This is a genomic window from Pannonibacter sp. CBAS1226 (assembly GCF_055685825.1).
In genome coordinates this window covers 22,650-44,082 of sequence record NZ_JBVOUO010000007.1, presented here as the reverse complement: position 1 = coordinate 44,082, position 21,433 = coordinate 22,650, and the positions used below count along the sequence as shown (strand labels likewise).

The window sequence follows — 21,433 nt, the reverse complement described above, 5'->3', positions numbered from 1 at the left end:
GCTGCACAAGCAAGAGGGCGGCTGCTTAGACATTCGCAGGGGCGTGGGTTTACTTAACCTCTTTGGCTATGCTCCAAAGAGTGGCCCCTGTTTCGGGGGCACAGTCCCGCCGGAAGCCTCATCATGTTCCTGTCTCCGATATCCGATCCGCTGTTCTATGCCGTGGCCATTCCGGCCGTCATCCTTGCCGGGCTGGGCAAGGGCGGCTTTGGCGGGCCCATCGGCATGCTCGCCGTGCCGCTGATGGCATTGGTCATCCCGCCCATCCAGGCAGCTGGCATCATGCTGCCGGTGCTGATCGTAATGGATGGCGTGAGCCTTGCCGCCTACCGGGGCACGTTTGATCGCAAGGCCATCGCAATCCTGCTGCCTGCGGGCATCTTAGGGGTGGGGCTGGGCTGGCTGACGGCGGCCTTCGTCGAGAACGCGCATGTGACGCTGCTGGTCGGCGTCATTTCGCTGGCTTTTGTGGCCGACAGGTTCCGCCCGGGACGCAGGGGAGGCGGGGCGCTGCCGCATAATCTGCCCTCAGGGGTCTTCTGGGGCACGGTCTCCGGCTTCACCAGCTTCGTCAGCCACACGGGCGGGCCGCCCTATCAGATCTACATGGTGCCGCGTGGCCTTGCCCCGGCGCTCTTCGCGGGCACGGCCGTCATCTTCTTCACCACCGTCAATGTGGTGAAGCTTGTTCCCTATTTCCTGCTGGGCCAGTTCGATGCGGCCAATCTGGCGACCGCAGCGGTGCTGTTGCCGCTGGCGCCTCTGGCAACGCTGGCCGGCTGGCGGCTGACGCGGATTGTCCGCCCGCAGCTCTTCTACGGCGTGGTCTATGCCGTGATGGCCGTTGTCGGCACCAAGCTGGTCTGGGATGGCCTGTCTGCGCTTACCGGTGCAGGCTGATCCGGGCTTGATGCAGCCGCTGTTCCGGAACGGCACGCTGCCTGTCCCGGAACGGGCCTGAGAAGGGAAGGGGAAAGTCCGGCTCTCAGCCGGCCTTGCCGAAAGCCGCGAAGATGCGGTCGATCTGCTGGGCCACCGGGTTTTCGGCCGCAACCGGCTCTTCCGGCTTTTCTTCCACCGGATAGAGCATGGCGTCCAGATGCTGCACCCGCTCCTGCAGACGCACGGAGCGCAGGATCAGGTCCTGCAGGCGCAGCGGCAGGGCATCAAAGGAATTACCCGAATTGGCGCTGCTCAGGCGGTCGAGGCGCACGCGATTCTTGTCGGTGCTGGCCTGATCGGGAGACATCTCGCCTTCGTTGACCGCGCGCTGCAGCAGCAGCCAGGAGGCGAGCTGCATGAGGCGCGTCGTCAGGCGCATGGATTCGGTCGCATAGGCAAGCGAGGCAGGGCGCTCCAGCCGCTTCGATTCACTGCGGCCGTTGCCGTCCAGATAGGCGGCCGTCTCTTCCACGAGGGCCATGCCCTCATGAAACAGCGCCTGGAACTGCTGGGATGCGGCAAGGCGGTCTGCGAAGCTGACCGTTTCCGGCACGATGCTGAGCTTCCTGGTTTCGTCCGTCATGGGTTAACGCCTTCTCATTTGACCCCGGTCCTTGTCCGGACCAGCCATCCGCTTCTGTTCCGATTTGAAACGCGCGGATTTCTTGACAGGATGAAGAGCAACTGCCGTGCCAGCCGCTGTGCCCATGGCGCTGCGGTGAACCGAATCCCTGCTTACAATGTCACGATGGCGAAAAAAAGAGCCGCGCGCGCGCGGCTCGAAGTCATTAACAGGGAGGCGTCAAACAGAGTGGACAGGAGCCACTCAGGAATCCAGATAACTGGACATTCACAGTTATCTCCCGGAAGGCTTAATATGGCGTAAATGAATAAAATTTTAATGATGCCGTTCCGTTAGCCACCTTTAACGGTCTGGTGATGCTGGGATTTTTTCTCACCTCATGAGGATGATGGCTTGAACAGCGCATCGGCTGCTGCGCGAACACCGCTTCTGGCGTCAATTTCCCGCTGAAGACGGACGATCTCTGCTTGCAGGTTGGAGATCTCTGTCTGCAACTCGGCCACGGACAGACGCGAGAGATCACTGCCCGGAACAAAGACCGCCGAAGCTGCCTTTGGTGCTGCCCAGATGTTGTCGTCGCTCATCTGCCTTCTCCTCCTCTTTCTGCCGTGCCTTGCAGGCGCAGTGGCACAGGCTGGCACGGCGGGTGTGGCCCATTCCGGAACAGGTCCCGATCTGAAACCCTCTCCGCCGCGCTTGTGCCAGCGGACAAGAATAGGACAGGGCGCGGCGTCTGTCAGTCTTTCAGGAGAGACCTTGCATGTGAGGGGAGGGCAGCCTTGCGTGCGATTTCCGGGAAAACCGGTTTCCACTTTCGCCGGACAGACTCTACAGTGCCGGGCGAGAGTGTGAACCGCTTCAGACAGATACAGGGAGATTGCCATGTCCGCCATTCCGTCCAGCATTCCGCCCGGCCTGCCGCAGGAGATGACCGTGATGGCGATTCCGGTTCCCGGCGGGCCGGATGTGCTGGCGCCGGAGAAGCGGCATCTGCCGGTGGCGCAAAAGGGCGAAATCCTCATCAAGGTCGAGGCGGCGGGCGTCAACCGGCCGGATGTGATGCAGCGCATGGGGCTCTATCCGGCCCCCAAGGGCGCGTCCGACCTGCCGGGCCTTGAAGTGGCCGGCACGGTGGTGGACCGTGGCCCGGGTGCCGAGCGGTTCAACATCGGTGATCAGGTGACCGCGCTTGTGGCGGGTGGCGGCTATGCCGAATACTGCAAGGTGGACGAGCGCCACGCGCTGCCGGTGACTTCCGGTCTTTCCATCGTGGAAGCTGCGGCTCTGCCGGAAACCTTCTTCACCGTCTGGAGCAATGTGTTCGACCGGGTGGGGCTGAAGGCCGGGGAACGCTTTCTGGTGCATGGCGGCACCTCCGGCATCGGCACCACGGCAATCCAGCTGGCCAAGGCCTTTGGCGCCGAAGTCTTCACCACCGTGGGCTCGGAGGACAAGCGCCAGGCGGTGCTGAAGCTCGGCGCGGATCACGCCATCAACTACAACACCCAGGATTTCGTCGAGGAGATCGGCCGCATCACCGGCGGGGCGGGCATCCACGTCACCCTCGACATGGTGGGCGGCGATTATGTCGAGAAGAACTGGCAGGTGGCGGCCGTCGAGGGGCGCATCTGCCAGATCGCCAATCTCAACGGGGTGGCCATGGAGGTGAACTTCAACCGCCTGATGATGAAGCGCCTCATTCACACCGGATCGACCCTGCGCCCGCGCGACAATGACTTCAAGGCGGCGATTGCGGCGGCGCTTGAGGCGCATGTCTGGCCGCTGATCGCAAATGGCACCATCCGGCCGGTGATGGATTCGACTTTCCCGCTGGAGCGGGCCGCCGATGCGCACCGGCGGATGGAAAGCTCCGGCCATATCGGCAAGATTGTCCTCACCGTCTAGGCGGCGATGGTGGTGCCGTCTGACGTTGCGGCAGAAAAGGTCGAGATTCTTTGAGGCAGGCGCGCTTGCGCGTTTGCCTTTTAAGCCGTCTCAGCCTATATTGTTGTCAATCTCCCATTCATTCGAACATGGAATACCGCTTTTTCGCCTTGCCGGGCGAGGGAGCCGACAGGAGGATTTTACACCGATGTCGAACACGCCTCTTATGCCGAAGGCCACTGCCGTCTGGCTGGTGGACAACACGGCGCTGAGCTTCACTCAGATCGCCGCCTTCTGCAAACTGCATCCGCTGGAAGTGAAGGCGATCGCCGACGGTGAAGCCGCACAGGGCATCAAGGGTCTGGATCCGGTGATGACCGGTCAGCTCAGCCGCGAGGAAATCGAGCGTGCGCAGCGTGATCCGAACTATCAGCTGAAGCTGCAGGGTTCCAAGGTCGTCGTGCCGGAAAGCAAGCGCCGTGGCCCGCGCTACACCCCGGTGTCGCGCCGTCAGGACCGCCCGAATGCCATTCTCTGGCTGGTGCGCAACCATCCGGAGCTGAAGGATGCGCAGATCATGCGCCTTGTCGGCACCACCAAGCCGACGATCGCCGCCATCCGCGAGCGCACCCACTGGAACTCGTCCAACCTGACGGCATCCGACCCGGTGACGCTGGGCCTGTGCAGCCAGCTTGAGCTGGACATGGAAGTTGAAAAGGCCGCCAAGAACGCCCCGCCGCGTCCGGAGACCGATTACACCGAACTGCTGGCACCGGTGGAAGACACCACGAGCGAGGAAGCCATCGCCGCCGCCTTCACCCGCGACCGCCCGCAGCGCGAAGTGGAAGAAGAGATCGACGCCGATGCGGTCTTTGCCAAGCTCAACGCGCTCAAGGGCTCGAAGAAGAACGACGACGAGGAAGAAGACGACTACCGCTTCTGAGCCGTCAGCGTTTCGCGATCATTCAAGGCCGTCCCATTGGGACGGCCTTTGTTGTTTTGGGGGAGCGGGGAAGACCACGCAACGGGTCTGCACCAACGCGGTGCCGGATGGCTCCACACTCCCGGCGTCGCCCCGGACGCAGCGGAGCGGAGATCCGGGGCCTACTCGTTCGCAGAGCGGTGAGGGTGAGGCGAGGGGCTGAGATTCGCACCAGAAAGCCTCGGTTGCCGCACGTCTTCAGACAACGGCCTCTCTCTGCAAGCGAGTGGTTCCCGGCTCGCGCTGCGCTTGACCGGGGTGACTGAGTGCCTGATTGCATGCGCGGTGCCGGAGCGGCAGGGGCGCCCTCTCACCGTTCCGTCAGCTTCAGCTCGATGCGGCGGTTGCGGGCGTTGATTTCGGGGGTATTGCCCGGCTCCAGAGGCTGGAATTCGCCGAAGCCGGCGGCCACGAGATGCTTGGGGTCGACACCCTTGCTGATCAGGTAGCGCACCACCGAGGTGGCGCGGGCGGAGGACAGCTCCCAGTTATCGCGCAGGCGCCCCGTGCCGGACAGCGGCACTGCATCGGTGTGGCCGTCAACGCGCAGCACCCACTGGATCTCGCTCGGGATCTGCCCCTCAAGCTCCAGCAGCGCCTCGGCCAGCTTGTCCAGTTCCACCCGGCCGTTGGGGTTGATTTCGTCGGAGCCGGAGGGGAACAGCACTTCCGACTGGAAGACGAAGCGGTCGCCCACCACGCGGATATCGGAGCGCTGGGACAGAAGCTCGCGCAGGCGGCCGAAGAAGTCGGAGCGGTAGCGGTTCAGCTCCTGCACGCGCTGCACCAGCGCTGCATTGAGCCGCTGGCCAAGGCTGGCGATGCGGGCCTGGCTTTCGCTTTCCTTGGCCTCGGAAGCCTCCAGCGCCGCATTGGCGGCGGCCAGCTGGCGGCGCAGGGCGGCGATCTGCTGGTTCAGCAATTCCACTTGCGCCAGTGCCCGCTGGCTGACCTGCCGCTCCTCGTTGAGGGTGCCCTCGAGGGCTGCAAGCTCGCCGCCGGCGCTGGCGGCGGCGCCCTCGCGGTCAGACAGCAGGCCGGAGAGCCTGTCGCGCTCGCTGGTGGCGGCACCGAGGCTGGCCTGCAGGGTGGCGACGGTTGTTTCCAGATCGCGCTTGGAAGCCCGTTCCAGCGACAGAAGCTCGGTCAGTTCGCTGATCTGGGCATTGAGGCGGTTCAGCACCGAATCGCGGCCCGACAGCTGCTGGCTGAGCACGAACTGGGCGATGACGAAGATCGACAGCAGGAAGATGAGCACCAGCAGCAGCGTGGTCAGCGCATCCACGAAGCTCGGCCAGTAGTCGATGTCCTGATTGCGCCTGCGGCCGCGAAACCCCGCCATGGATCACTCCTTGGCGCGGTCGAAGGCCGCCGCGATGGAGGAGAGGAGGTTCTCCACCCGCTTCTGCTGGGCGCTCTGGGTGTCGGCCCATTCGCGCATCATCTGCTGCTCGGAGCGCACGTGCTTGACGAGGCCCTGGATGCCTTCGGCAAGGTTCGCCATGGCCTGATTGGCGGCCTTGCTGCCGCCTTCCTCCACCGCGCGCTGCAGCCGCTCGATGGCCAGTTGCAGCTTGTCCGTATCGGGTGCCGCAGCAACGGGTGCACGCGCCTCTTCCTGCTCGATCTCGGTGACGGTGGAGAGCCAGTCTTCCAGCTCCGTGTAGAAGCGGTTCTGGGCCTGTCCGGCCTGAAGATCGAGAAAGCCGAGAACCAGCGAGCCGGTGAGGCCGAAGAGCGAGGACGAGAAGGCCGTGCCCATGCCGGAAAGCGGCGCCTGCAGGCCTGCCTTCAGGTCTTCGAAGATGACGCCCGTATCGCCGGACACCACATCCAGCGACTGGATGGTGGAGCCGACGGCGCTCACCGTCTGCAGCAGGCCCCAGAAGGTGCCGAGCAGGCCGAGGAACACGAGCAGGCCGGTCATGTAGCGGGCAATCTCGCGCGACTCATCAAGGCGCATGCCGATGGAATCGAGAATCGAGCGGGCAGTGGCAGGCGTCAGCGCCATTTCGCCCACCTTGTTGCCGAGCAGCGTCGCCATCGGCGCCAGCAGCACCGGCGGGCGGCGCACTTCGATGCCTGGATCCCCGATGCGGAAGCTGTTGACCCAGGCGATTTCGGGGAACAGCCGCACCACGCGGGCAAACGTCAGCATGATGCCGAACAGGCCGGTGAGCACGATCATCCCGTTGAGGCCGGGGTTGCTCATGAAGGCCGTGGCGATCTGCTGGTTCAGGATGAAGGCGACGAAGGCAACGATCACCAGGAAGATGATCATGAACGAGAGATACGCCTTGGGACTGGACAGGCTGTAGGGATCGAAATCGCGTGCCATGAACCGTCGAGCTTCCGCCTGTTGCTGTTGGCACCAGTGATAGCGCGATTTACCGTTTGTTGAAAACCGTTAATCGCGCGTTAGCAAAAGCTTAATTGAAAAGCAGAAGGCCGGGGAGCGGTTTTGCTCTCCGGCCTTCGACGGATAAATCCCGGGTTTCCGGGCGTTCCTGGGGGGCTTCCCTTTGCAAGGCAAAGCCTCTCCGTCTTCGTCCTGCCATGGCTTGACCATGGCATCCTCCCCGTGACCTTCCCGCTCTATAAGCCTGACAGTATGCCTGCCCATTTCCGCCGAAGGCCGGGAGAGACAAGGGCATGGATGCCATGGTCAAGCCATGGCAAGACGGAAGGGAAATATTGGGGGTGGCAGAAAAAAATGAGCGCAGAAGCATAGGGCTTCTGCGCTGCGTGTTCATGCCGGGCGGGCGCGCGGGCTGCCGCAAACGCCTGCTGTGTTACTCGGCTGCGCTCTTCAGCAGCTTCTGCAGCTGGGCCTTGATGAACTCGTTGCCCGCGACCACCGAGCCGGTCTCCAGCATCGTGTCCTTGCCGTCAATGTCGCTGACATAGCCGCCGGCTTCACGGATCAGAAGGATGCCGGCTGCAATGTCCCAGGGGTTCAGGCTGTGCTCCCAGAAGCCGTCGAGGCGGCCCGAGGCGACATAGGCAAGGTCGAGCGCGGCAGCGCCGATGCGGCGGACACCGGCGACTTCCGGCATCACGTAGCGCAGTTCCTTGAGGGCACGGCCATGGTCGCCACGGCCGAGGAACGGCAGGCCGGTGCCGATCAGGCTGTCCGGCAGGGCGGTACGGGCGGCAACGCGCAGGCGCCGGTCATTGACGAAGGCGCCACGGCCGCGCTCAGCCGTGTAAAGCTCGTCCATCACCGGATTGAAGATGACACCGGCAACGATCTGGCCCTGGCGTTCCAGCGCGATGGAAATGGCGAAAACCGGAATGCCGTGCAGGAAATTGGTGGTGCCGTCAAGCGGATCGACGATCCAGCGGTGCTGGCCATCTTCGCCGGCCGTCTCGCCGGATTCTTCCATCAGCAGGCCATAGGTGGGCCGTGCCTTGGTCAGTTCGGCGCGGATGATCTCTTCGGCGCGGCGGTCGGCGGCGGAGACGAAGTCGCCGGGGCCCTTGCGCGAGACCTGAAGGTTTTCGACTTCGCCGAAGTCACGCACGAGCGAACGTCCGGCCTTCATTGCTGCCTGGACCATTACGTTGAGGATTGCTGTACGTGCCATGATCTGTCTTGCCGGGTCTTTGGAATGGGGAGCCCGGCACCCCAGGGGGAGCGCCGGGCGGAAGGATTTTCAGAAGCAGGATCAGTCCGCGCGGCGGACGTATTCGACCGTGCCGGTGTCGACGATGATCTTCTCGCCAGCGGTGATGAACGGGGGCACGAGCACACGCACGCCGTTTTCCAGAATGGCCGGCTTGTAGGACGAGGACTGGGTCTGGCCCTTCACCACGGCATCGGCCTCGGTGATCTGCAGGGTGACGAACTGCGGCAGGGTGATGCCGATCGGCTTCTCTTCGTGCAGTTCCACGGTCACCATCATGCCGTCCTGCAGGAAGGCGGCGCGGTCACCGACGAAGTCCTTCTGCAGCTCAAGCTGCTCGTAGGTTTCGGTGTCCATGAAGATCAGGACGTCTTCCTGGATGTAGAGGAACTGGAAGTCCTTCTGCTCCAGACGGACGCGCTCGACCTTGTCTTCCGAACGGAAGCGCTCGTTCAGCTTGCGGCCGTCGATGAGGTTCTTCATTTCCACCTGGGCGAACGCGCCACCCTTGCCGGGCTTGACGTGGTCCACCTTGACGACCGCCCAGAGCGTCTCCTGATGCTGGAGAACATTGCCGGGCTTGATCTCGTTACCGTTGATCTTCATGAAACGACCGATTGATTAGGGCGTGAAACCTGACGGTGCATCCACGCTCTGCCGGATAAGGACGGCGAGCGGGCACCAATGACGCGCCTGTCCAACACAAAACGGGCGCAAATTCAAGGAAAAACCTGCAAAGCGGTTACTTGTCAGGGGGTGGCCCTGGCCGGATCCAGCGGTTTGGGGATCAGCGTGGCGGTCAAGGTGCCTGCGCGTTCCATGGCCTTGGTCACGGTTTCCTGGTCCAGCGATCCCACGTAACCATCCAGCTCCAGATCGGAAAGGCCAAGCGCGCGCGCCACATAGTGCCAGGCGGCGGCCTCGGTCTGATCGACGGGCCGTCCACGGCCGAAGGCATAGACGCGGGCGAGCCGGTTCATGCCCACCGGATTTCCGGCCCGCGCGGCCCGCTCGAACCAGTCTGCAGCATCCGCCTCGTCCGGTTCCACGCCGCGCCCCTGAAAGCGCAGGATGCCGTAGTAAACCTGTGCCGAGGTATGGCCGCGCCGGGCAGCCCGGCCCAGCCAGTTGGCGCCCTTGATCGGGTCGCGCACTTTCTCGCCGCCTTCCAGGAACTGGAGGCCGAGGGCATATTGCGCTTCCACGTCATCCTTTTCGGCGGCCTGCAGCAGCAGCTGGGAGGCGCGCTCCTCGTCATAGGGACGGCCTTCGCCTTCCTGATAGAGGATTGCCAGATTGTAGATGGCGCCCGGGATGCCCGCATCAGCGGCTTTCTGGAAGAGATCGGCCGCTCTTTTCTTGTCGGCCTCAACCCCTTCGCCCAGCAGATACATCTGCCCCAGCCGGTAGGCCGCATTGGGGTCGCCGGAGGTGCTGGCGACCTGATACCAGTCCGCAGCCTTCTTCCAGTCCCGTGCCACGCCAAGGCCGGTTTCATGCATCACGCCCAGCAGGGTCTGCGCGGCACGGTCACCTTCCTCAGCCAGCGGGGTGGCAACGGCAAGCGCCGTCAGATACCAGCCGCGCTGGAAGACGCCATAGGCGAAATCGGCATCAATCGGCTCGCCCGGCTCCATCAGCGGCGGACCCGCCTCAAGCAGGCTGACAAGCGGTTCCGGCTCATAGCGGGCAAGGGCACGTGCGGCTGCATCGGCTTCGGTAGCCGTCTCTGCAGCCGCGCCTTCAGCGCCATCCTGTGCCGCAGAAGGCTGGGCCGATGCTGCCTCGCCTGCCGGGGTTCCTGCTGCCGGGGTTTCGGCAGTTGGCGGCGCGGCCTGCTCCTGAGCCGGGGCTGCGGGCACCGTTGGAGCCGCCGTCTGGGCAAGGCTGCTGCCTGTGGCTGCGCAGAGCGCAGCCAGCGCCAGACCTGCCAAAGCCAGACCCGGTGCGCCGGGCCTCAGGCCACGGCGCAGGGGCGGGCGGGCAGATGCCTCCGCCGTTTCGGGAAACTGGCTTCCGGTCAGGGTCCGGCGCGGCAGGGTCATTCCTCGTCCTCTTCAAACGGGTGCTGATCGAGAATCGCATTGGCAAGGCGCACGGCTTGCGCCGGGCCTTCCGGATGCTGCCAGATGGCATCCTTCAGGGCAACGAAGTCGGCCTTGGTGTCCGCCGTTTCGCCGAGGGTGGCCAGATCATTGCCGCCAAGGGCAACGCAGGGCGTGGAGAACAGCTCCGCCCACCATTCGGCGCGCTCCAGCGTCTTGGCATGGGCGCCGGGCTGCTCCTCAAGGTCCAGCCGGCCGAAGAACAGATAGTCCACGCCGCTTTCGGCGATTTCCATTTCCTCGTGCTTCATCTTGGTGCCGCCCACGCCGACAATGCGCGCCGGCTGCAGGCTTTCCATGGCCAGCTTGATGTCCTCGAAGGAGCTGTCGATATGGGCGCCGTCTGCACCCGTGCGGCCGGTCACCTGCGTGTCGCGGTAGATCAGCGCGGCGGCTTCCGCCTTCTGGATCATGGGCACCAGCTTTGCAGCCGTGTCCTGCAGCGCCTTGGCGGTCGCCTCGGGCTGATAGATGAGGACGCAGGCCACATCCCCGCCCGACAGCGCCGCTTCAAGGCGCGGGGCAAAGGCTTCGAGGTCAAAGGTGGGCGGCGTAACCAGATAAAGGCGCGGGCGGTTCAAGGCGGTATCCGTCTGTTGGGCCCGGCATGCGGGCACATGGTACATACCTATGTCCCTAAAGACGGCAAAAGCGCGACGCAAGCGCAGAGATGGGTGCAGAAGCTTTGCGCGGCGGAATGTTGCGGGTGAGGGGGGCTGTGCTCGCCTCACAGGTCCCGGCACGGAGGCCGGGACGGTGCGGTGCAAGATGCCGCGCCTGCCTGACTGCATGCACCAGAGTGCAGCAAAAAGGCCGGAGCGATGCCCCGGCCTTGGTTTGATCCTTGAGTAAGGTTCGAAAGCCTTACGAGATCTTCGGGTCCAGCGCACCGGACTTGTAGCGGGCGGCCATTTCCGGGAGGGTGAGGACGCGCTTGATCTTCGAGGCCTGACCGGCGGTGTTGAAGGCTTCCAGACGCTCCTTGCAGAGCTTGGTCATGGCATCGCGGGCGGGCTTGAGATACTTGCGCGGGTCGAACTCGCCCGGGTTCTCGGCGAGGATCTTGCGGATCTGGCCGGTCATCGCCATGCGGTTGTCGGTGTCGATGTTGATCTTGCGCACGCCGTTCTTGATGCCGCGCTGGATTTCTTCCACCGGCACGCCCCAGGTCTGGGGCATCTTGCCGCCGTACTGGTTGATGATGTCCTGCAGGTCCTGCGGCACCGAGGAGGAGCCGTGCATGACCAGATGGGTTTCCGGCAGGCGGCGGTGGATTTCCTCGATCACGTGCATGGCCAGGATCGCGCCATCCGGCTTGCGGGTGAACTTGTAGGCGCCGTGGCTGGTGCCCATGGCGATGGCCAGCGCGTCAACCTTGGTCTCGCGCACGAACTTCACCGCTTCTTCCGGGTCGGTCAGCAGCTGGTCGTGGCTCAGCTGGCCTTCGGCGCCATGGCCGTCTTCCGCTTCGCCCATGCCGCTCTCAAGGCTGCCGAGCACGCCCAGCTCGCCCTCGACGGAGATGCCGCCCAGATGGGACATGTCCGTCACGGCCTTGGTGACGCCGACGTTATAGGCCCAGTCGGCCGGGGTCTTGCCGTCGGCCTTCAGCGAGCCGTCCATCATCACCGAGGTGAAGCCGGCCTGGATGGCGGTCATGCAGGTGGCCGGTTCGTTGCCATGGTCAAGATGCACGCAGACCGGGATGTGCGGATAGATTTCCGTCACCGCGTCCATCATGTGCTTCAGCATGACGTCATGGGCATAGGACCGGGCGCCGCGCGATGCCTGGATGATGACCGGGGAATCGGTCGCATCGGCCGCTTCCATGATGGAGAGCGCCTGTTCCATGTTGTTGATGTTGAAGGCCGGAACGCCATAGTCGTGTTCCGCGGCATGATCGAGCAATTGACGAAGTGTAATGCGTGCCATCGAATCTCTCCTGTTCCAGATCCGCAAGGAACCCTGACCCGGCTCCGGACCTGCCTGCTCAAACACTGCGCGTGGTCCGCCTGTTCCATTGGTCTTGCCAATTGAACGAAGCGTTTTCCCGCGCTGGCCGTGCAACGGCGGCGTGGGCCGCAGATAAGTTTCGCACTGCGACAAAACCGTGGCCGTTCTAACAAAATCCAGCGGTTTGGGAAGATGGGGCCGCAGCCCATAAATCAATTTAAATGCCGGTAAACGCAGGAAAATTCGAACATTTTTAATTTGATGCCCGAATTAAATAGGTGCCTTGCAAGGCCTGCAGGCGGGAGGCGGCGCGCCAATACTGGAGCGGCGCGCCGCAAGACTTGATGAACTGTCAGGCTCAGGCCTGCAGGGCCGTTACGCCCGGCAGATCCTTGCCTTCCAGCCACTCGAGGAACGCCCCGCCAGCGGTGGAGACATAGGAGAAGTCACCGGCTGCGCCTGCGTGGTTGAGGGCAGCCACCGTGTCACCGCCACCTGCGACGGACAGCAGCTTGCCGTCCTTGGTGCGGCTCGCCGCATGCCGGGCAGCGGCGACGGTTGCCTTGTCGAAGGGCTCGATCTCGAAGGCGCCGAGCGGGCCGTTCCACACCAGGGTGGAAGCGCCGTCGATCTTGGCCTTCACCGTCTCGATGGAGGCTGCGCCCACATCCAGCATCATGGCATCGGCGGGAATCGCGTCGAGGCTGACGGTTTCGTTGGCAGCGCCTGCCTTGAACTCGCGGGCGACGACTGCGTCTACCGGCAGCACGATCTCGCAGCCGGCCTTTTCGGCGGCTGCCATGATCTTCAGCGCGGTCGGGGCAAGGTCATGCTCGCACAGGGACTTGCCGACATTGACGCCCTTGGCGGCGAGGAAGGTGTTGGCCATGCCGCCGCCGATGACGAGCATGTCGACGCGGGTGACGAGGTTTTCCAGAAGGTCGATCTTGGAAGACACCTTTGCACCGCCGACAACGGCCAGAACCGGGCGCTTGGGCGCGCCAAGAGCTGCACCAAGGGCTTCCAGCTCGGCCTGCATGGAGCGGCCGGCATAGGCGGGCAGCAGACGGGCAAGGCCCTCGGTGGAGGCATGGGCGCGGTGGGCGGCGGAGAAGGCGTCGTTCACATAGAGGTCGCCATTGGCAGCCAGAGCGGCGGTGAAGTCGGCGCCGTTCTTTTCCTCGTCCTTGTGGAAGCGGGTGTTCTCCAGCAGCAGCACGTCGCCGTCCTGCATGGCGGCAACGGCACCGGCCGCAGCCTCGCCAATGCAATCGGCGCAGAAGGCCACCGGGCGGCCGATGACGGCGGCAACAGCCGGGGCCACCGGCGCAAGGCTCATGTCTGCCACGACTTCACCCTTCGGGCGGCCAAAGTGGGCCAGCAGGATAACCTTGGCACCCTTGTCAGACAGCTCGCGGATGGTGGGGGCGACGGCGCGGATGCGGGTGTCGTCGGTGATCTTGCCGTCCTTCATGGGGACGTTGAGGTCCACACGCACGAGGGCGCGCTTGCCTGCGATTTCGCCGGCATCGTCAATTGTCTTGAAGGTCATGGCTGGGCGTATCTCATCACGGTGAAAACAATAGCGCTTCCTGCTCCCCACGTGGTGAGGAGTGCAAGCACCAGCTGAAACATTGTCGGCATTGCCGAAAGTCTGTCCGCCAGTCCGGAAAGGCGTCCCTCAATCCCTGAAAGTCTGCCATCAAGTTTGGCGGCATTGACCTCCAGGCTGGTCAGGCTTTTCCTGAAATCCTTATTGTCCTCGGCAATCTGGCGGATTGCAGGTTCAAGTCTGGAAAGTGCCGTCTCGATACGGGAACAGGTCTCTTCGAGAGCAGCCACGCGCTGTTCCATCGTCGGTCCTCCTGATCCCCCTCCAGACTGGGGTTCCTTACCCGGTGGAAAGGGGACAATGCTTGCCATCAGGATTCACCCTTTTCCGGAAGCATGTTGATCAGAATCTTGGTCAGGTGCTGCTCAATGTGGCCGCAACGCCTGCAAACAAGTGTCGTGACCGGGCGTATGCCGGCACGTTCTGAAGCCAGTATTATATCCGGAACTTCACCGAAGTTGAAGCCGGGAGGCGACAGATCTTGAGACATATAAAAACTGTCATGGCTGCATCGAAGACAGCGGAGATTGGGAAACCGGTCTGATATCAAATCAACCAGTTGCCTGAAGTCTTCCACCGGCTTCGATGCGTCGTCCATGACCTTACCCCTTTGGGGTAAAGCTATCAGATGTGCTTGGCGAGTGCCACAGCGGTGTCCGACATGCGGTTGGAGAAGCCCCACTCGTTGTCGTACCAGCTCATGATGCGCACCAGCGTGCCGTCCATGACCTTGGTCTGGTCCATGTGGAAGATCGAGGAGTGGCTGTCATGGTTGAAGTCCATGGACACCAGCGGCTCGTCGGTGAAGCCGAGGATGCCCTTCAGCTTGCCGTTGGCAGCGTCGCGGATGGCGCTGTTGATCTCTTCCACGGTGGTGGAACGCTTGGCGATGAACTTGAAGTCCACCACGGAGACGTTCGGGGTCGGCACGCGCACGGACACGCCGTCCAGCTTGCCGTTCAGCTCCGGCAGCACGAGGCCCACGGCCTTGGCGGCACCGGTCGAGGTCGGGATCATGGACATGGCTGCAGCGCGGGCGCGGTACAGGTCCTTGTGCATGGTGTCCAGCGTCGGCTGGTCGCCGGTGTAGGAGTGGATCGTGGTCATGAAGCCCTTCTCGATGCCGATGGCGGCATTGAGGACATAGGCAACCGGAGCCAGGCAGTTCGTGGTGCACGAAGCGTTGGAGACGACGAGGTCGGCAGCCGTCAGCGCATCGTGGTTCACGCCGTAAACGATCGTCTTGTCAGCGCCGTTGGACGGAGCGGAGACGAGAACGCGCTTGGCGCCAGCAGCGAGGTGCGCTTCGGCCTTCGGCTTGTCGGTGAAGATGCCGGTGCATTCCATGGCGATGTCGACGCCCAGCTCGCCGTGCGGCAGATCCTTCGGGTCGCGGATCGCGGTCACCTTGATCGGCTTGCCGCCGTTGATGCGGATGCTGTCGCCTTCGACAGTGACGGTCGCCGGGAACTTGCCGTGCACCGAATCATGACGCAGCAGATGCGCGTTGGTCTCCACCGGGCCGAGGTCGTTGATGGATACGACTTCGATGTCGGTGCGGCCGGACTCGACGATCGCGCGCAGCACGTTGCGGCCGATGCGGCCAAATCCATTGATCGAAACCTTGGTCACCATGTGAATAACTCCCATACATGCGTGGCGCCGTTATGGAGGACGCCTTTCGCCAGCCCAGACCGGGCCGGCCTTGCGAAAGGGCAGGAGAGGGCCTGCCCGGGCTCAGGAGCCCCCGCCGGGCGGCGGAGGCGAGAGTTCTGGTGTCTTCCGGCGGCAGCCAGGCCCATGGCCCGCTGCACTGGAGCCGGATCAGGCGCCGAGGCGCGCCTTGGCAGCGTCCACAACCGCCGTATCGGTGATGCCGAAGTGGGCATAGAGCTCCTTGTAGGGGCCCGATGCGCCGAAGCCGTGCATGCCGACGAAGATGCCGTCGTTGCCGATGAAGCGGTCCCAGCCGAGGCGGATGCCGCTCTCGACCGCGATCTTCACCTTCGAGCTGCCGATGACGGAGGCCTTGTAGTCGTCCGACTGGGCTTCGAACAGCTCGAAGCACGGCACGGAGACGACGCGGGCAGGGATGCCGTCAGCCATCAGCTTTTCGCGGGCGTTCATGGCGATTTCGACTTCCGAGCCGGAGGCGAAGATCGTCACATCCGCAGCTTCTTCGCTGCCCGCCAGTTCATAGGCGCCGCGTGCGGAGAGGTTCTCTTCCTCGAAGGTCTTGCGCTGCGAGGGCAGGGCCTGACGGGTGAGGGCGAGCACCGACGGGGTCTTGGCGGCAGTCAGCGCAATCTGCCAGCACTCCAGCGTCTCGGTCACATCGGCAGGGCGCAGGAAGTAGAGGTTCGGGATGGCGCGCAGGGCAGCGTAATGCTCCACCGGCTGGTGGGTGGGGCCGTCCTCGCCAAGGCCGATGGAATCGTGGGTCATCACGTGGATGACGCGCTGTTCCATCAGGGCGGCAAGGCGCAGGGCCGGGCGGCAGTAGTCCGAGAACACCAGGAAGGTGCCGGAATAGGGGATGACACCGCCGTGAAGGGCCATGCCGTTCATGGCAGCGGCCATGCCGTGCTCGCGGATGCCCCAGTGCATGTAACGGCCGGAGAAGTCATCCGGCGTCACGGCCTTGGTCTGCGGGGTCTTGGTGTTGTTGGAGCCGGTGAGGTCGGCCGAGCCGCCGATCGTCTCCGGGATCACCTCGTTGACCACGTTCAGCACATGCTCGGAGGCCTGACGGGTGGCGAGCGAGGGCTGCTCCTCGAACAGCTTGCGCTTGTAGGTCAGCATCGCTTCATCGAAGCCGGCCGGCAGGTCACCGCGGTTGCGGCGCTCGAACTCGGCGCGGGTTTCCGCATCCTTGGCGGCGAAGCGCTTTTCCCAGCTCTTGTGTGCATGGGCGGAGCGCAGGCCGGCGATGCGCCAGGCGTCCAGCACGTCGCTCGGCACGACGAAGGGTTCGTGGCTCCAGTTCAGCGCCTTGCGGGTGGCGGCGATTTCGTCCGCGCCCAGCGGCGAGCCGTGCACCTTGTTGGTGCCGGCCTTGGTCGGAGCGCCGAAGCCGATCACGGTCTTGGCTGCGATCAGCGTCGGCTTGTCGCTCTCCTGCGCCTTGCGCAGGGCATTGGCGATGGCTTCCGGATCATGGCCGTCGACGCGGCTGGTGGCCCAGCCGGAGGCCTCGAAACGGGCGATCTGGTCGGTGGAATCGGTCACATCGATCTTGCCGTCGATGGAGATGTTGTTGTCATCCCAGATGACGATCAGCTTGTTCAGCTTCAGGTGGCCGGCGAGCGTCAGGGCTTCCTGGCTGATGCCTTCCATGAGGCAGCCGTCACCGGCCAGCACATAGGTGTAGTGGTCGACGATATCCTCGCCGAAACGGGCTGCCTGCAGCTTCTCGGCAATGGCCATGCCGACAGCGTTGGCAAGGCCCTGGCCCAGCGGGCCGGTGGTCGTCTCGATGCCGGCGCCATGGCCGAATTCCGGATGGCCGGCCGTGCGGGCGCCGATCTGACGGAAATTCTTCAGCTGATCGAGTGAGAAATCCTCATATCCGAGCAGATAGAGCGCGGAATAGAGCAGCATGGAGCCGTGACCGGCGGACAGCACGAAGCGGTCGCGGTCGGCCCAGTGCGGGGCGGTGGGGTTGAACTTCAGGAACTGCGTAAACAGGACCGTGGCGATGTCGGCGGTGCCCATCGGAAGGCCGGGATGGCCCGATTTGGCCTTTTCGACCGCGTCCATGGAGAGGAAGCGGATCGCATTCGCCATGCGGTGATGCTTTTCAAGATCAGTCATGTTCATCCCGTTGCTACATGCGGCAGGCCGCAGGGCTACCTGAGAATCTGTTTTCCTGGTGCCGGAGAGGTGAGGATCGGCCTTTTGCCATCTCCCATGCCCTCGCCAGCCCTGCAGGGAGCCCGACAAATAACAGGAACCCTAGTGGTGTCAACAAAGGCCGCACTTGCATGAAATGACGGGATGGCGGGGGAGAAACGCCGCAGAGCCGAATGCCGCCATTGACGGCGCTTTTAACGATTGCTTAATCTTTATGCCGCGAAGGCGGTCCGGGCGAATTCCGTTAAGTGTGGTCATCCGGTTATTGCCGCCTGCTCGCAATTTGCTTTAGTTTTTGCGGCGGGCCATATGTGTCACGCCAGCGGGCGCTGGTGGTCTACGCTCAGGAAATACCCCTACGCAGGGTCCTGAAGGCGGATTTTGAAAGTGGATGCGGTTTGATGGCAGAATTGGGCTCAGGTCATAGCCAGTCTCTGGATGCTGCCTTGACGCGCCTTGCGACTGCCATTTCCCATCTGGAAACGTCGGTTGGCCGGCGGCTGGATGGCGACCATTCCCTCAACGCCCTGCATGACGACATTCAGCGCCTCGGCGAGGACCGCTCGCAGCTGGCCATGAACCTGGACAAGGCCGAGGCCCGGGCGCAGAGCCTGGAAGACGCCAACCGCGAAGTGTCCCGCCGTCTCGTTTCCGCCATGGAGACGATCCGCTCCGTTCTCGAAGCACACGGAGGCTGAGGGCGGATGGCGCAGATTTCCGTCACCATCAACGGCAGGGCCTTCCGCATGGCCTGCGACGACGGCGAGGAAGACCGGCTGATCGGTCTTGCCGAGCGGTTTGATGGCTGCATCAATCAGCTGCGCGGCAGTTTCGGTGAAATCGGCGACCAGCGGCTGACCGTCATGGCCGGAATCATGGTGATTGACGAACTGGTCGAGCTGGAAAAGCGCGTGCAGCAGCTGGAGCAGGAGCTGTCCATGGTGCGCGACGCCCGCCAGGCGGCACTGGAGCATATCAACCGCAATGAGGCCACCGTCGTGCTGCGCATCGATGAGGCCGCCCGCAAGATCGAGGCGCTGGCCGAAGGCCTGACTCGCAGCCTCAAGACCGATTGAATGCAGTCCGGCGGGGGACGATGATGCCTGCGGCTGCGCGAAGGGCTTTCAAATGCAGCGCTCTGGCTCTATATCTGGTTCAGCAGCTGCGCTTCCCGTCAGGAAACATTATCCCCGGGGCCTTACGCATTCCCTAGGGAGCTGTCCCTGATCCGGCCCCTGGGCTGGAACAAACGGCGCCCACCTACACTGTAGGTTTCCCGGGATTGCAATTCCAACGGTCGCCGTGGCTGCACTTTACCATTCTTCTGAGGGCCGGATCTGCGGCCCGCCGCTGCCTGAAAAGGTGCGCCGGATGGCAGTCCCACCGATTGCCGGACCGGTTCCCAGCGAGGTTCGATGCCCGCCACTGACACCCGCAACGCTCTCACCGATCTTGTTCAGGCCAAACAGCAGATCCGCGCCGGGGCGCTGGCGCGCCGTGCGGCGATGACGGCTGTAGAGCGGATCGAGGGTTCCCTTGCCCTGACCGCTCACGTGGACGGGCTGAACCTGAAGCCCGGCGAAACCGTCTCCGGCTTCTGGCCGATTCGCGACGAGATCGATCCGCGTCCGCTGATGCATGAGCTGGCATCCCGCGGCCATCCTCTCTGCCTGCCCGTTGTCGCAAGGCCGCATCTGCTGTTCCGCAAGCTGGACCGGGAAACGAAACTGGTGCCGGCAGGTTTCGGCACGAGCGTGCCTGAGGAAGCGTCTGCGCTCATGCGCCCGGATGTGATGCTGGTGCCGCTGGCGGCATTTGATGCGCGCGGCGGGCGGCTGGGCTACGGCAAGGGGCACTACGACACGGCGATTGCCGCGCTGGAGAAAGACGGCCCGATCCTGCGCATCGGGCTTGCCTTTTGCGTCCAGGAAGTGGATCAGGTGCCCACAGAACCGCATGACCAGCTTCTCCACGGCATCCTGACTGAAACCGGGCTGCGCTGGTTTCACACACGAGAGGACCGATGAAGCTTCTGTTTCTGGGTGATCTGGTCGGCCGGGCCGGCCGCACCGCTGCCATTGAGGCTCTGCCGGGCCTGATCGAGGAAAACGGCCTCGATTTCGTCGTTGTGAATGGCGAGAATTCTGCCTCCGGCTTCGGCATCACCGAGCAGATCCTTCAGGATGTGGTGGATGCGGGCGCCGATGTGGTCACCACCGGCAACCATGTCTGGGACCAGCGCGAAACCCTCGTCTATATCGACCGGCAGCCGCGCCTGCTGCGTCCGGTCAACTTCCCGGCCGGAACGCCGGGACGCGGCGTCAACATCTATTCTGCCCGCAACGGTGCGCAGGTAGCGGTCGTCAACGTCATGGGCCGCGTCTACATGGACCCGCTGGATGATCCCTTCGCCGCCGTGGAGCGGGCGATTGCCGATTGTCCGCTCGGCCATGTGGTGGATGCGATCATCATCGACATGCATGCGGAAGCCACCAGCGAAAAGCAGGCGATGGGCCACTTTCTCGATGGCCGCGTCAGCCTTGTGGTTGGCACGCACACCCATGTGCCGACGGCCGATCACCAGATCCTGCCGGGCGGCACGGCCTATATGTCCGATGCGGGCATGTGCGGCGATTATGACAGCGTGCTGGGCATGGAAAAGGAAGAGCCGGTGCAGCGTTTCCTGCGCAAGGTGCCTTCCAGCCGCTTCACCCCGGCGCTGGGCGATGCGACGGTCTGCGGCGTGGCGGTGGAAACCGATGACCGCACGGGCCTTGCCGTTCATGTCTCGCCTCTGCGTCTGGGCGGGCGGCTCGAGCCGGTGATCCCGCACTTCTGGCGCTGACACCAACTCCCGGTGGGAATGTCTCACCGGGAGTTGGCCAAGCCCGTGCGGCGCTTGAGCAATTCCAGGGCGTGATGCGTCAGCATCTCCGCGCCTTGGCATGACAACGGTGCAGATCCGGTGCTCCGTGCGCAAGAGAAGCGGCGGGGTGTCTGGATTTTACCCGCGTCATTGCCTATAAGGCTGCCCATTCTTCATGCGCCGGAGCATTGTCTGGTCCTGACGGGCCTTGGCTCCGGCCGTCTCAACTGCCGGGAAGACCATGGCCGGACATTCACAGTTCAAGAACATCATGCATCGCAAGGGCCGCCAGGACGCTGCCCGGTCGAAGCTTTTCTCCAAATTGTCGAAGGAAATCACCGTTGCGGCCAAGCACGGCGATCCGGACCCCGCCTCCAACCCGCGCCTGCGCTTGGCCGTCCAGAACGCCAAGGCCCAGTCGATGCCCAAGGACAACATCCAGCGGGCCATCAACAAGTCGCAGAGCGGTGACGCTGAGTCCTACGACGAAATCCGCTACGAGGGTTACGGCCCCGGCGGCGTTGCCGTCATCGTCGAGGCGCTGACCGACAACCGCAACCGCACCGCTTCCAACGTGCGTTCCTATTTCACCAAGTGCGGCGGCGCCATGGGTGAAACCGGCTCGGTGTCCTTCATGTTCGACAAGGTCGGCGAGATCATCTACCCGGCCAAGGCCGGTGGTGCCGAGGCGGTTCTGGAAGCTGCCATCGAGGCGGGCGCCGAAGACGTGCAGTCGGATGAAGACAACCACGTCATCATCTGCGCCTTCGAGGATCTGGGCGATGTGTCCAAGGCGCTGGAAGGGACCCTGGGCGAGCCGGAATCGGTCAAGATCATCTGGAAGCCGCAGAACCTGACGCCGGTGGATGCCGACAAGGCCCAGACGCTGATGAAGCTCGTCAACATGCTGGAAGATGACGATGACGTGCAGAACGTCTACGCCAACTTCGATATTGACGAGGAAACCATGGCGAGCCTTGCAGGCTGAAGGCCGGATCAAGCCCTTCATGGCGCCGGTCCATCCGGCG

Annotated in this window: 22 protein-coding genes and 1 other RNA gene; 9 read left to right on the top strand and 14 right to left on the bottom strand. The window is 63.6% G+C overall.

All coding sequences use genetic code 11. The features are described from left to right. Positions 1 to 123 precede the first annotated feature (123 nt). Positions 124 to 900, top strand: coding sequence for a sulfite exporter TauE/SafE family protein (locus tag AC0CMF_RS18575; RefSeq protein ID WP_374630419.1), 777 nt, complete (start codon positions 124 to 126; stop codon positions 898 to 900). Positions 901 to 985: 85 nt separating this feature from the next. Here AC0CMF_RS18575 and rcdA read toward each other — a convergent pair whose 3' ends face one another. Beyond that, positions 986 to 1,525: a protease adaptor protein RcdA gene (gene rcdA / locus AC0CMF_RS18570; protein ID WP_058898771.1), complete on the bottom strand. Its 540-nt coding sequence runs from the start codon at positions 1,523 to 1,525 to the stop codon at positions 986 to 988. A 377-nt stretch (positions 1,526 to 1,902) separates the two neighbouring features. Next, a complete protein-coding gene (locus AC0CMF_RS18565; protein ID WP_050472454.1) occupies positions 1,903 to 2,109 on the bottom strand; it encodes a DUF1192 domain-containing protein in 207 nt (68 codons plus the stop codon). Positions 2,110 to 2,407: 298 nt separating this feature from the next. Here AC0CMF_RS18565 and AC0CMF_RS18560 point away from each other — a divergent pair, with 298 nt between their 5' ends. Continuing rightward, positions 2,408 to 3,430, top strand: a complete 1,023-nt coding sequence (locus tag AC0CMF_RS18560) for an NAD(P)H-quinone oxidoreductase (RefSeq protein ID WP_374630422.1) — start codon at positions 2,408 to 2,410, stop codon at positions 3,428 to 3,430. A gap of 187 nt (positions 3,431 to 3,617) precedes the next feature. Next, positions 3,618 to 4,352: a DUF1013 domain-containing protein gene (locus AC0CMF_RS18555; RefSeq protein ID WP_050472456.1), complete on the top strand. Its 735-nt coding sequence runs from the start codon at positions 3,618 to 3,620 to the stop codon at positions 4,350 to 4,352. A gap of 349 nt (positions 4,353 to 4,701) precedes the next feature. Here AC0CMF_RS18555 and AC0CMF_RS18550 read toward each other — a convergent pair whose 3' ends face one another. The 12 genes from AC0CMF_RS18550 to tkt form a co-directional block, all read right to left on the bottom strand. Next, the gene (locus tag AC0CMF_RS18550) at positions 4,702 to 5,733 is read right to left on the bottom strand and encodes a peptidoglycan -binding protein (protein WP_058898774.1); all 1,032 of its coding nucleotides are present in this window, start codon (positions 5,731 to 5,733) and stop codon (positions 4,702 to 4,704) included. A gap of 3 nt (positions 5,734 to 5,736) precedes the next feature. Next, positions 5,737 to 6,729, bottom strand: coding sequence for a hypothetical protein (locus AC0CMF_RS18545; RefSeq protein WP_058898775.1), 993 nt, complete (start codon positions 6,727 to 6,729; stop codon positions 5,737 to 5,739). Between the two features lie 454 nt (positions 6,730 to 7,183). Beyond that, positions 7,184 to 7,978 (bottom strand): inositol monophosphatase family protein, encoded by a 795-nt coding sequence (locus AC0CMF_RS18540; RefSeq protein WP_050472459.1) that lies wholly within the window; start codon positions 7,976 to 7,978, stop codon positions 7,184 to 7,186. 81 nt (positions 7,979 to 8,059) lie between these two features. Then, the gene (gene efp, locus AC0CMF_RS18535; protein ID WP_019965123.1) at positions 8,060 to 8,623 is read right to left on the bottom strand and encodes an elongation factor P; all 564 of its coding nucleotides are present in this window, start codon (positions 8,621 to 8,623) and stop codon (positions 8,060 to 8,062) included. A gap of 143 nt (positions 8,624 to 8,766) precedes the next feature. After that, complete coding sequence (locus AC0CMF_RS18530) at positions 8,767 to 10,062, bottom strand: tetratricopeptide repeat protein (protein ID WP_374630425.1); 1,296 nt, start codon at positions 10,060 to 10,062, stop codon at positions 8,767 to 8,769. Further along, complete coding sequence (locus tag AC0CMF_RS18525) at positions 10,059 to 10,703, bottom strand: thiamine phosphate synthase (RefSeq protein WP_374630426.1); 645 nt, start codon at positions 10,701 to 10,703, stop codon at positions 10,059 to 10,061. Before AC0CMF_RS18525 ends, AC0CMF_RS18530 begins: the two co-directional genes overlap by 4 nt. A 283-nt stretch (positions 10,704 to 10,986) precedes the next feature. Next, positions 10,987 to 12,054, bottom strand: coding sequence for a class II fructose-bisphosphate aldolase (fba, locus tag AC0CMF_RS18520; RefSeq protein ID WP_058898778.1), 1,068 nt, complete (start codon positions 12,052 to 12,054; stop codon positions 10,987 to 10,989). A 379-nt stretch (positions 12,055 to 12,433) separates the two neighbouring features. Continuing rightward, positions 12,434 to 13,627, bottom strand: coding sequence for a phosphoglycerate kinase (locus tag AC0CMF_RS18515; RefSeq protein ID WP_374630429.1), 1,194 nt, complete (start codon positions 13,625 to 13,627; stop codon positions 12,434 to 12,436). Further along, the gene (locus AC0CMF_RS18510) at positions 13,624 to 13,929 is read right to left on the bottom strand and encodes a hypothetical protein (protein WP_058898780.1); all 306 of its coding nucleotides are present in this window, start codon (positions 13,927 to 13,929) and stop codon (positions 13,624 to 13,626) included. The genes AC0CMF_RS18515 and AC0CMF_RS18510 overlap by 4 nt, the downstream gene beginning before the upstream one ends. Before the next feature lie 68 nt (positions 13,930 to 13,997). After that, entirely contained in the window at positions 13,998 to 14,285 is a 288-nt protein-coding gene (locus AC0CMF_RS18505) for a hypothetical protein (RefSeq protein WP_374630430.1), read from the bottom strand. 26 nt (positions 14,286 to 14,311) lie between these two features. Then, positions 14,312 to 15,322, bottom strand: coding sequence for a type I glyceraldehyde-3-phosphate dehydrogenase (gene gap / locus AC0CMF_RS18500; protein WP_122522023.1), 1,011 nt, complete (start codon positions 15,320 to 15,322; stop codon positions 14,312 to 14,314). Between the two features lie 189 nt (positions 15,323 to 15,511). After that, positions 15,512 to 17,500 (bottom strand): transketolase, encoded by a 1,989-nt coding sequence (gene tkt, locus AC0CMF_RS18495; RefSeq protein ID WP_050472557.1) that lies wholly within the window; start codon positions 17,498 to 17,500, stop codon positions 15,512 to 15,514. 440 nt (positions 17,501 to 17,940) lie between these two features. Here tkt and AC0CMF_RS18490 point away from each other — a divergent pair, with 440 nt between their 5' ends. From AC0CMF_RS18490 to AC0CMF_RS18465, 6 genes are all read left to right on the top strand, one after another. Continuing rightward, positions 17,941 to 18,237 carry a DUF4164 domain-containing protein gene (locus AC0CMF_RS18490; protein ID WP_050472465.1) on the top strand — a complete coding sequence of 99 codons (297 nt, stop codon included), beginning with the start codon at positions 17,941 to 17,943 and terminating at the stop codon, positions 18,235 to 18,237. 6 nt (positions 18,238 to 18,243) lie between these two features. After that, positions 18,244 to 18,615: a cell division protein ZapA gene (locus AC0CMF_RS18485; RefSeq protein ID WP_019965113.1), complete on the top strand. Its 372-nt coding sequence runs from the start codon at positions 18,244 to 18,246 to the stop codon at positions 18,613 to 18,615. Positions 18,616 to 18,695: 80 nt separating this feature from the next. Further along, positions 18,696 to 18,852: non-coding RNA, 6S RNA (ssrS, locus tag AC0CMF_RS18480), on the top strand. Between the two features lie 102 nt (positions 18,853 to 18,954). Further along, the gene (locus tag AC0CMF_RS18475; protein WP_374630433.1) at positions 18,955 to 19,566 is read left to right on the top strand and encodes a 5-formyltetrahydrofolate cyclo-ligase; all 612 of its coding nucleotides are present in this window, start codon (positions 18,955 to 18,957) and stop codon (positions 19,564 to 19,566) included. Beyond that, on the top strand, positions 19,563 to 20,384 hold the full coding sequence (locus AC0CMF_RS18470; protein ID WP_374630435.1) for a TIGR00282 family metallophosphoesterase: 822 nt from the start codon (positions 19,563 to 19,565) through the stop codon (positions 20,382 to 20,384). The genes AC0CMF_RS18475 and AC0CMF_RS18470 overlap by 4 nt, the downstream gene beginning before the upstream one ends. Positions 20,385 to 20,646: 262 nt before the next feature. Next, positions 20,647 to 21,393 carry a YebC/PmpR family DNA-binding transcriptional regulator gene (locus tag AC0CMF_RS18465; RefSeq protein WP_058898784.1) on the top strand — a complete coding sequence of 249 codons (747 nt, stop codon included), beginning with the start codon at positions 20,647 to 20,649 and terminating at the stop codon, positions 21,391 to 21,393. The last annotated feature ends 40 nt before the right edge of the window (positions 21,394 to 21,433 follow it).

What these genes read in the sequence shown, in the direction of transcription:
- AC0CMF_RS18575 (WP_374630419.1), top strand. Translation starts at nt 124, where the DNA reads ATGTTCCTGTCTCCGATATCCGATCCGCTGTTCTATGCCGTGGCCATT.
- rcdA (WP_058898771.1), bottom strand. Translation starts at nt 1,525, where the DNA reads ATGACGGACGAAACCAGGAAGCTCAGCATCGTGCCGGAAACGGTCAGC.
- AC0CMF_RS18565 (WP_050472454.1), bottom strand. Translation starts at nt 2,109, where the DNA reads ATGAGCGACGACAACATCTGGGCAGCACCAAAGGCAGCTTCGGCGGTC.
- AC0CMF_RS18560 (WP_374630422.1), top strand. Translation starts at nt 2,408, where the DNA reads ATGTCCGCCATTCCGTCCAGCATTCCGCCCGGCCTGCCGCAGGAGATG.
- AC0CMF_RS18555 (WP_050472456.1), top strand. Translation starts at nt 3,618, where the DNA reads ATGTCGAACACGCCTCTTATGCCGAAGGCCACTGCCGTCTGGCTGGTG.
- AC0CMF_RS18550 (WP_058898774.1), bottom strand. Translation starts at nt 5,733, where the DNA reads ATGGCGGGGTTTCGCGGCCGCAGGCGCAATCAGGACATCGACTACTGG.
- AC0CMF_RS18545 (WP_058898775.1), bottom strand. Translation starts at nt 6,729, where the DNA reads ATGGCACGCGATTTCGATCCCTACAGCCTGTCCAGTCCCAAGGCGTAT.
- AC0CMF_RS18540 (WP_050472459.1), bottom strand. Translation starts at nt 7,978, where the DNA reads ATGGCACGTACAGCAATCCTCAACGTAATGGTCCAGGCAGCAATGAAG.
- efp (WP_019965123.1), bottom strand. Translation starts at nt 8,623, where the DNA reads ATGAAGATCAACGGTAACGAGATCAAGCCCGGCAATGTTCTCCAGCAT.
- AC0CMF_RS18530 (WP_374630425.1), bottom strand. Translation starts at nt 10,062, where the DNA reads ATGACCCTGCCGCGCCGGACCCTGACCGGAAGCCAGTTTCCCGAAACG.
- fba (WP_058898778.1), bottom strand. Translation starts at nt 12,054, where the DNA reads ATGGCACGCATTACACTTCGTCAATTGCTCGATCATGCCGCGGAACAC.
- AC0CMF_RS18515 (WP_374630429.1), bottom strand. Translation starts at nt 13,627, where the DNA reads ATGACCTTCAAGACAATTGACGATGCCGGCGAAATCGCAGGCAAGCGC.
- AC0CMF_RS18510 (WP_058898780.1), bottom strand. Translation starts at nt 13,929, where the DNA reads ATGGAACAGCGCGTGGCTGCTCTCGAAGAGACCTGTTCCCGTATCGAG.
- AC0CMF_RS18505 (WP_374630430.1), bottom strand. Translation starts at nt 14,285, where the DNA reads ATGGACGACGCATCGAAGCCGGTGGAAGACTTCAGGCAACTGGTTGAT.
- gap (WP_122522023.1), bottom strand. Translation starts at nt 15,322, where the DNA reads ATGGTGACCAAGGTTTCGATCAATGGATTTGGCCGCATCGGCCGCAAC.
- tkt (WP_050472557.1), bottom strand. Translation starts at nt 17,500, where the DNA reads ATGACTGATCTTGAAAAGCATCACCGCATGGCGAATGCGATCCGCTTC.
- AC0CMF_RS18490 (WP_050472465.1), top strand. Translation starts at nt 17,941, where the DNA reads ATGGCAGAATTGGGCTCAGGTCATAGCCAGTCTCTGGATGCTGCCTTG.
- AC0CMF_RS18485 (WP_019965113.1), top strand. Translation starts at nt 18,244, where the DNA reads ATGGCGCAGATTTCCGTCACCATCAACGGCAGGGCCTTCCGCATGGCC.
- AC0CMF_RS18475 (WP_374630433.1), top strand. Translation starts at nt 18,955, where the DNA reads ATGCCCGCCACTGACACCCGCAACGCTCTCACCGATCTTGTTCAGGCC.
- AC0CMF_RS18470 (WP_374630435.1), top strand. Translation starts at nt 19,563, where the DNA reads ATGAAGCTTCTGTTTCTGGGTGATCTGGTCGGCCGGGCCGGCCGCACC.
- AC0CMF_RS18465 (WP_058898784.1), top strand. Translation starts at nt 20,647, where the DNA reads ATGGCCGGACATTCACAGTTCAAGAACATCATGCATCGCAAGGGCCGC.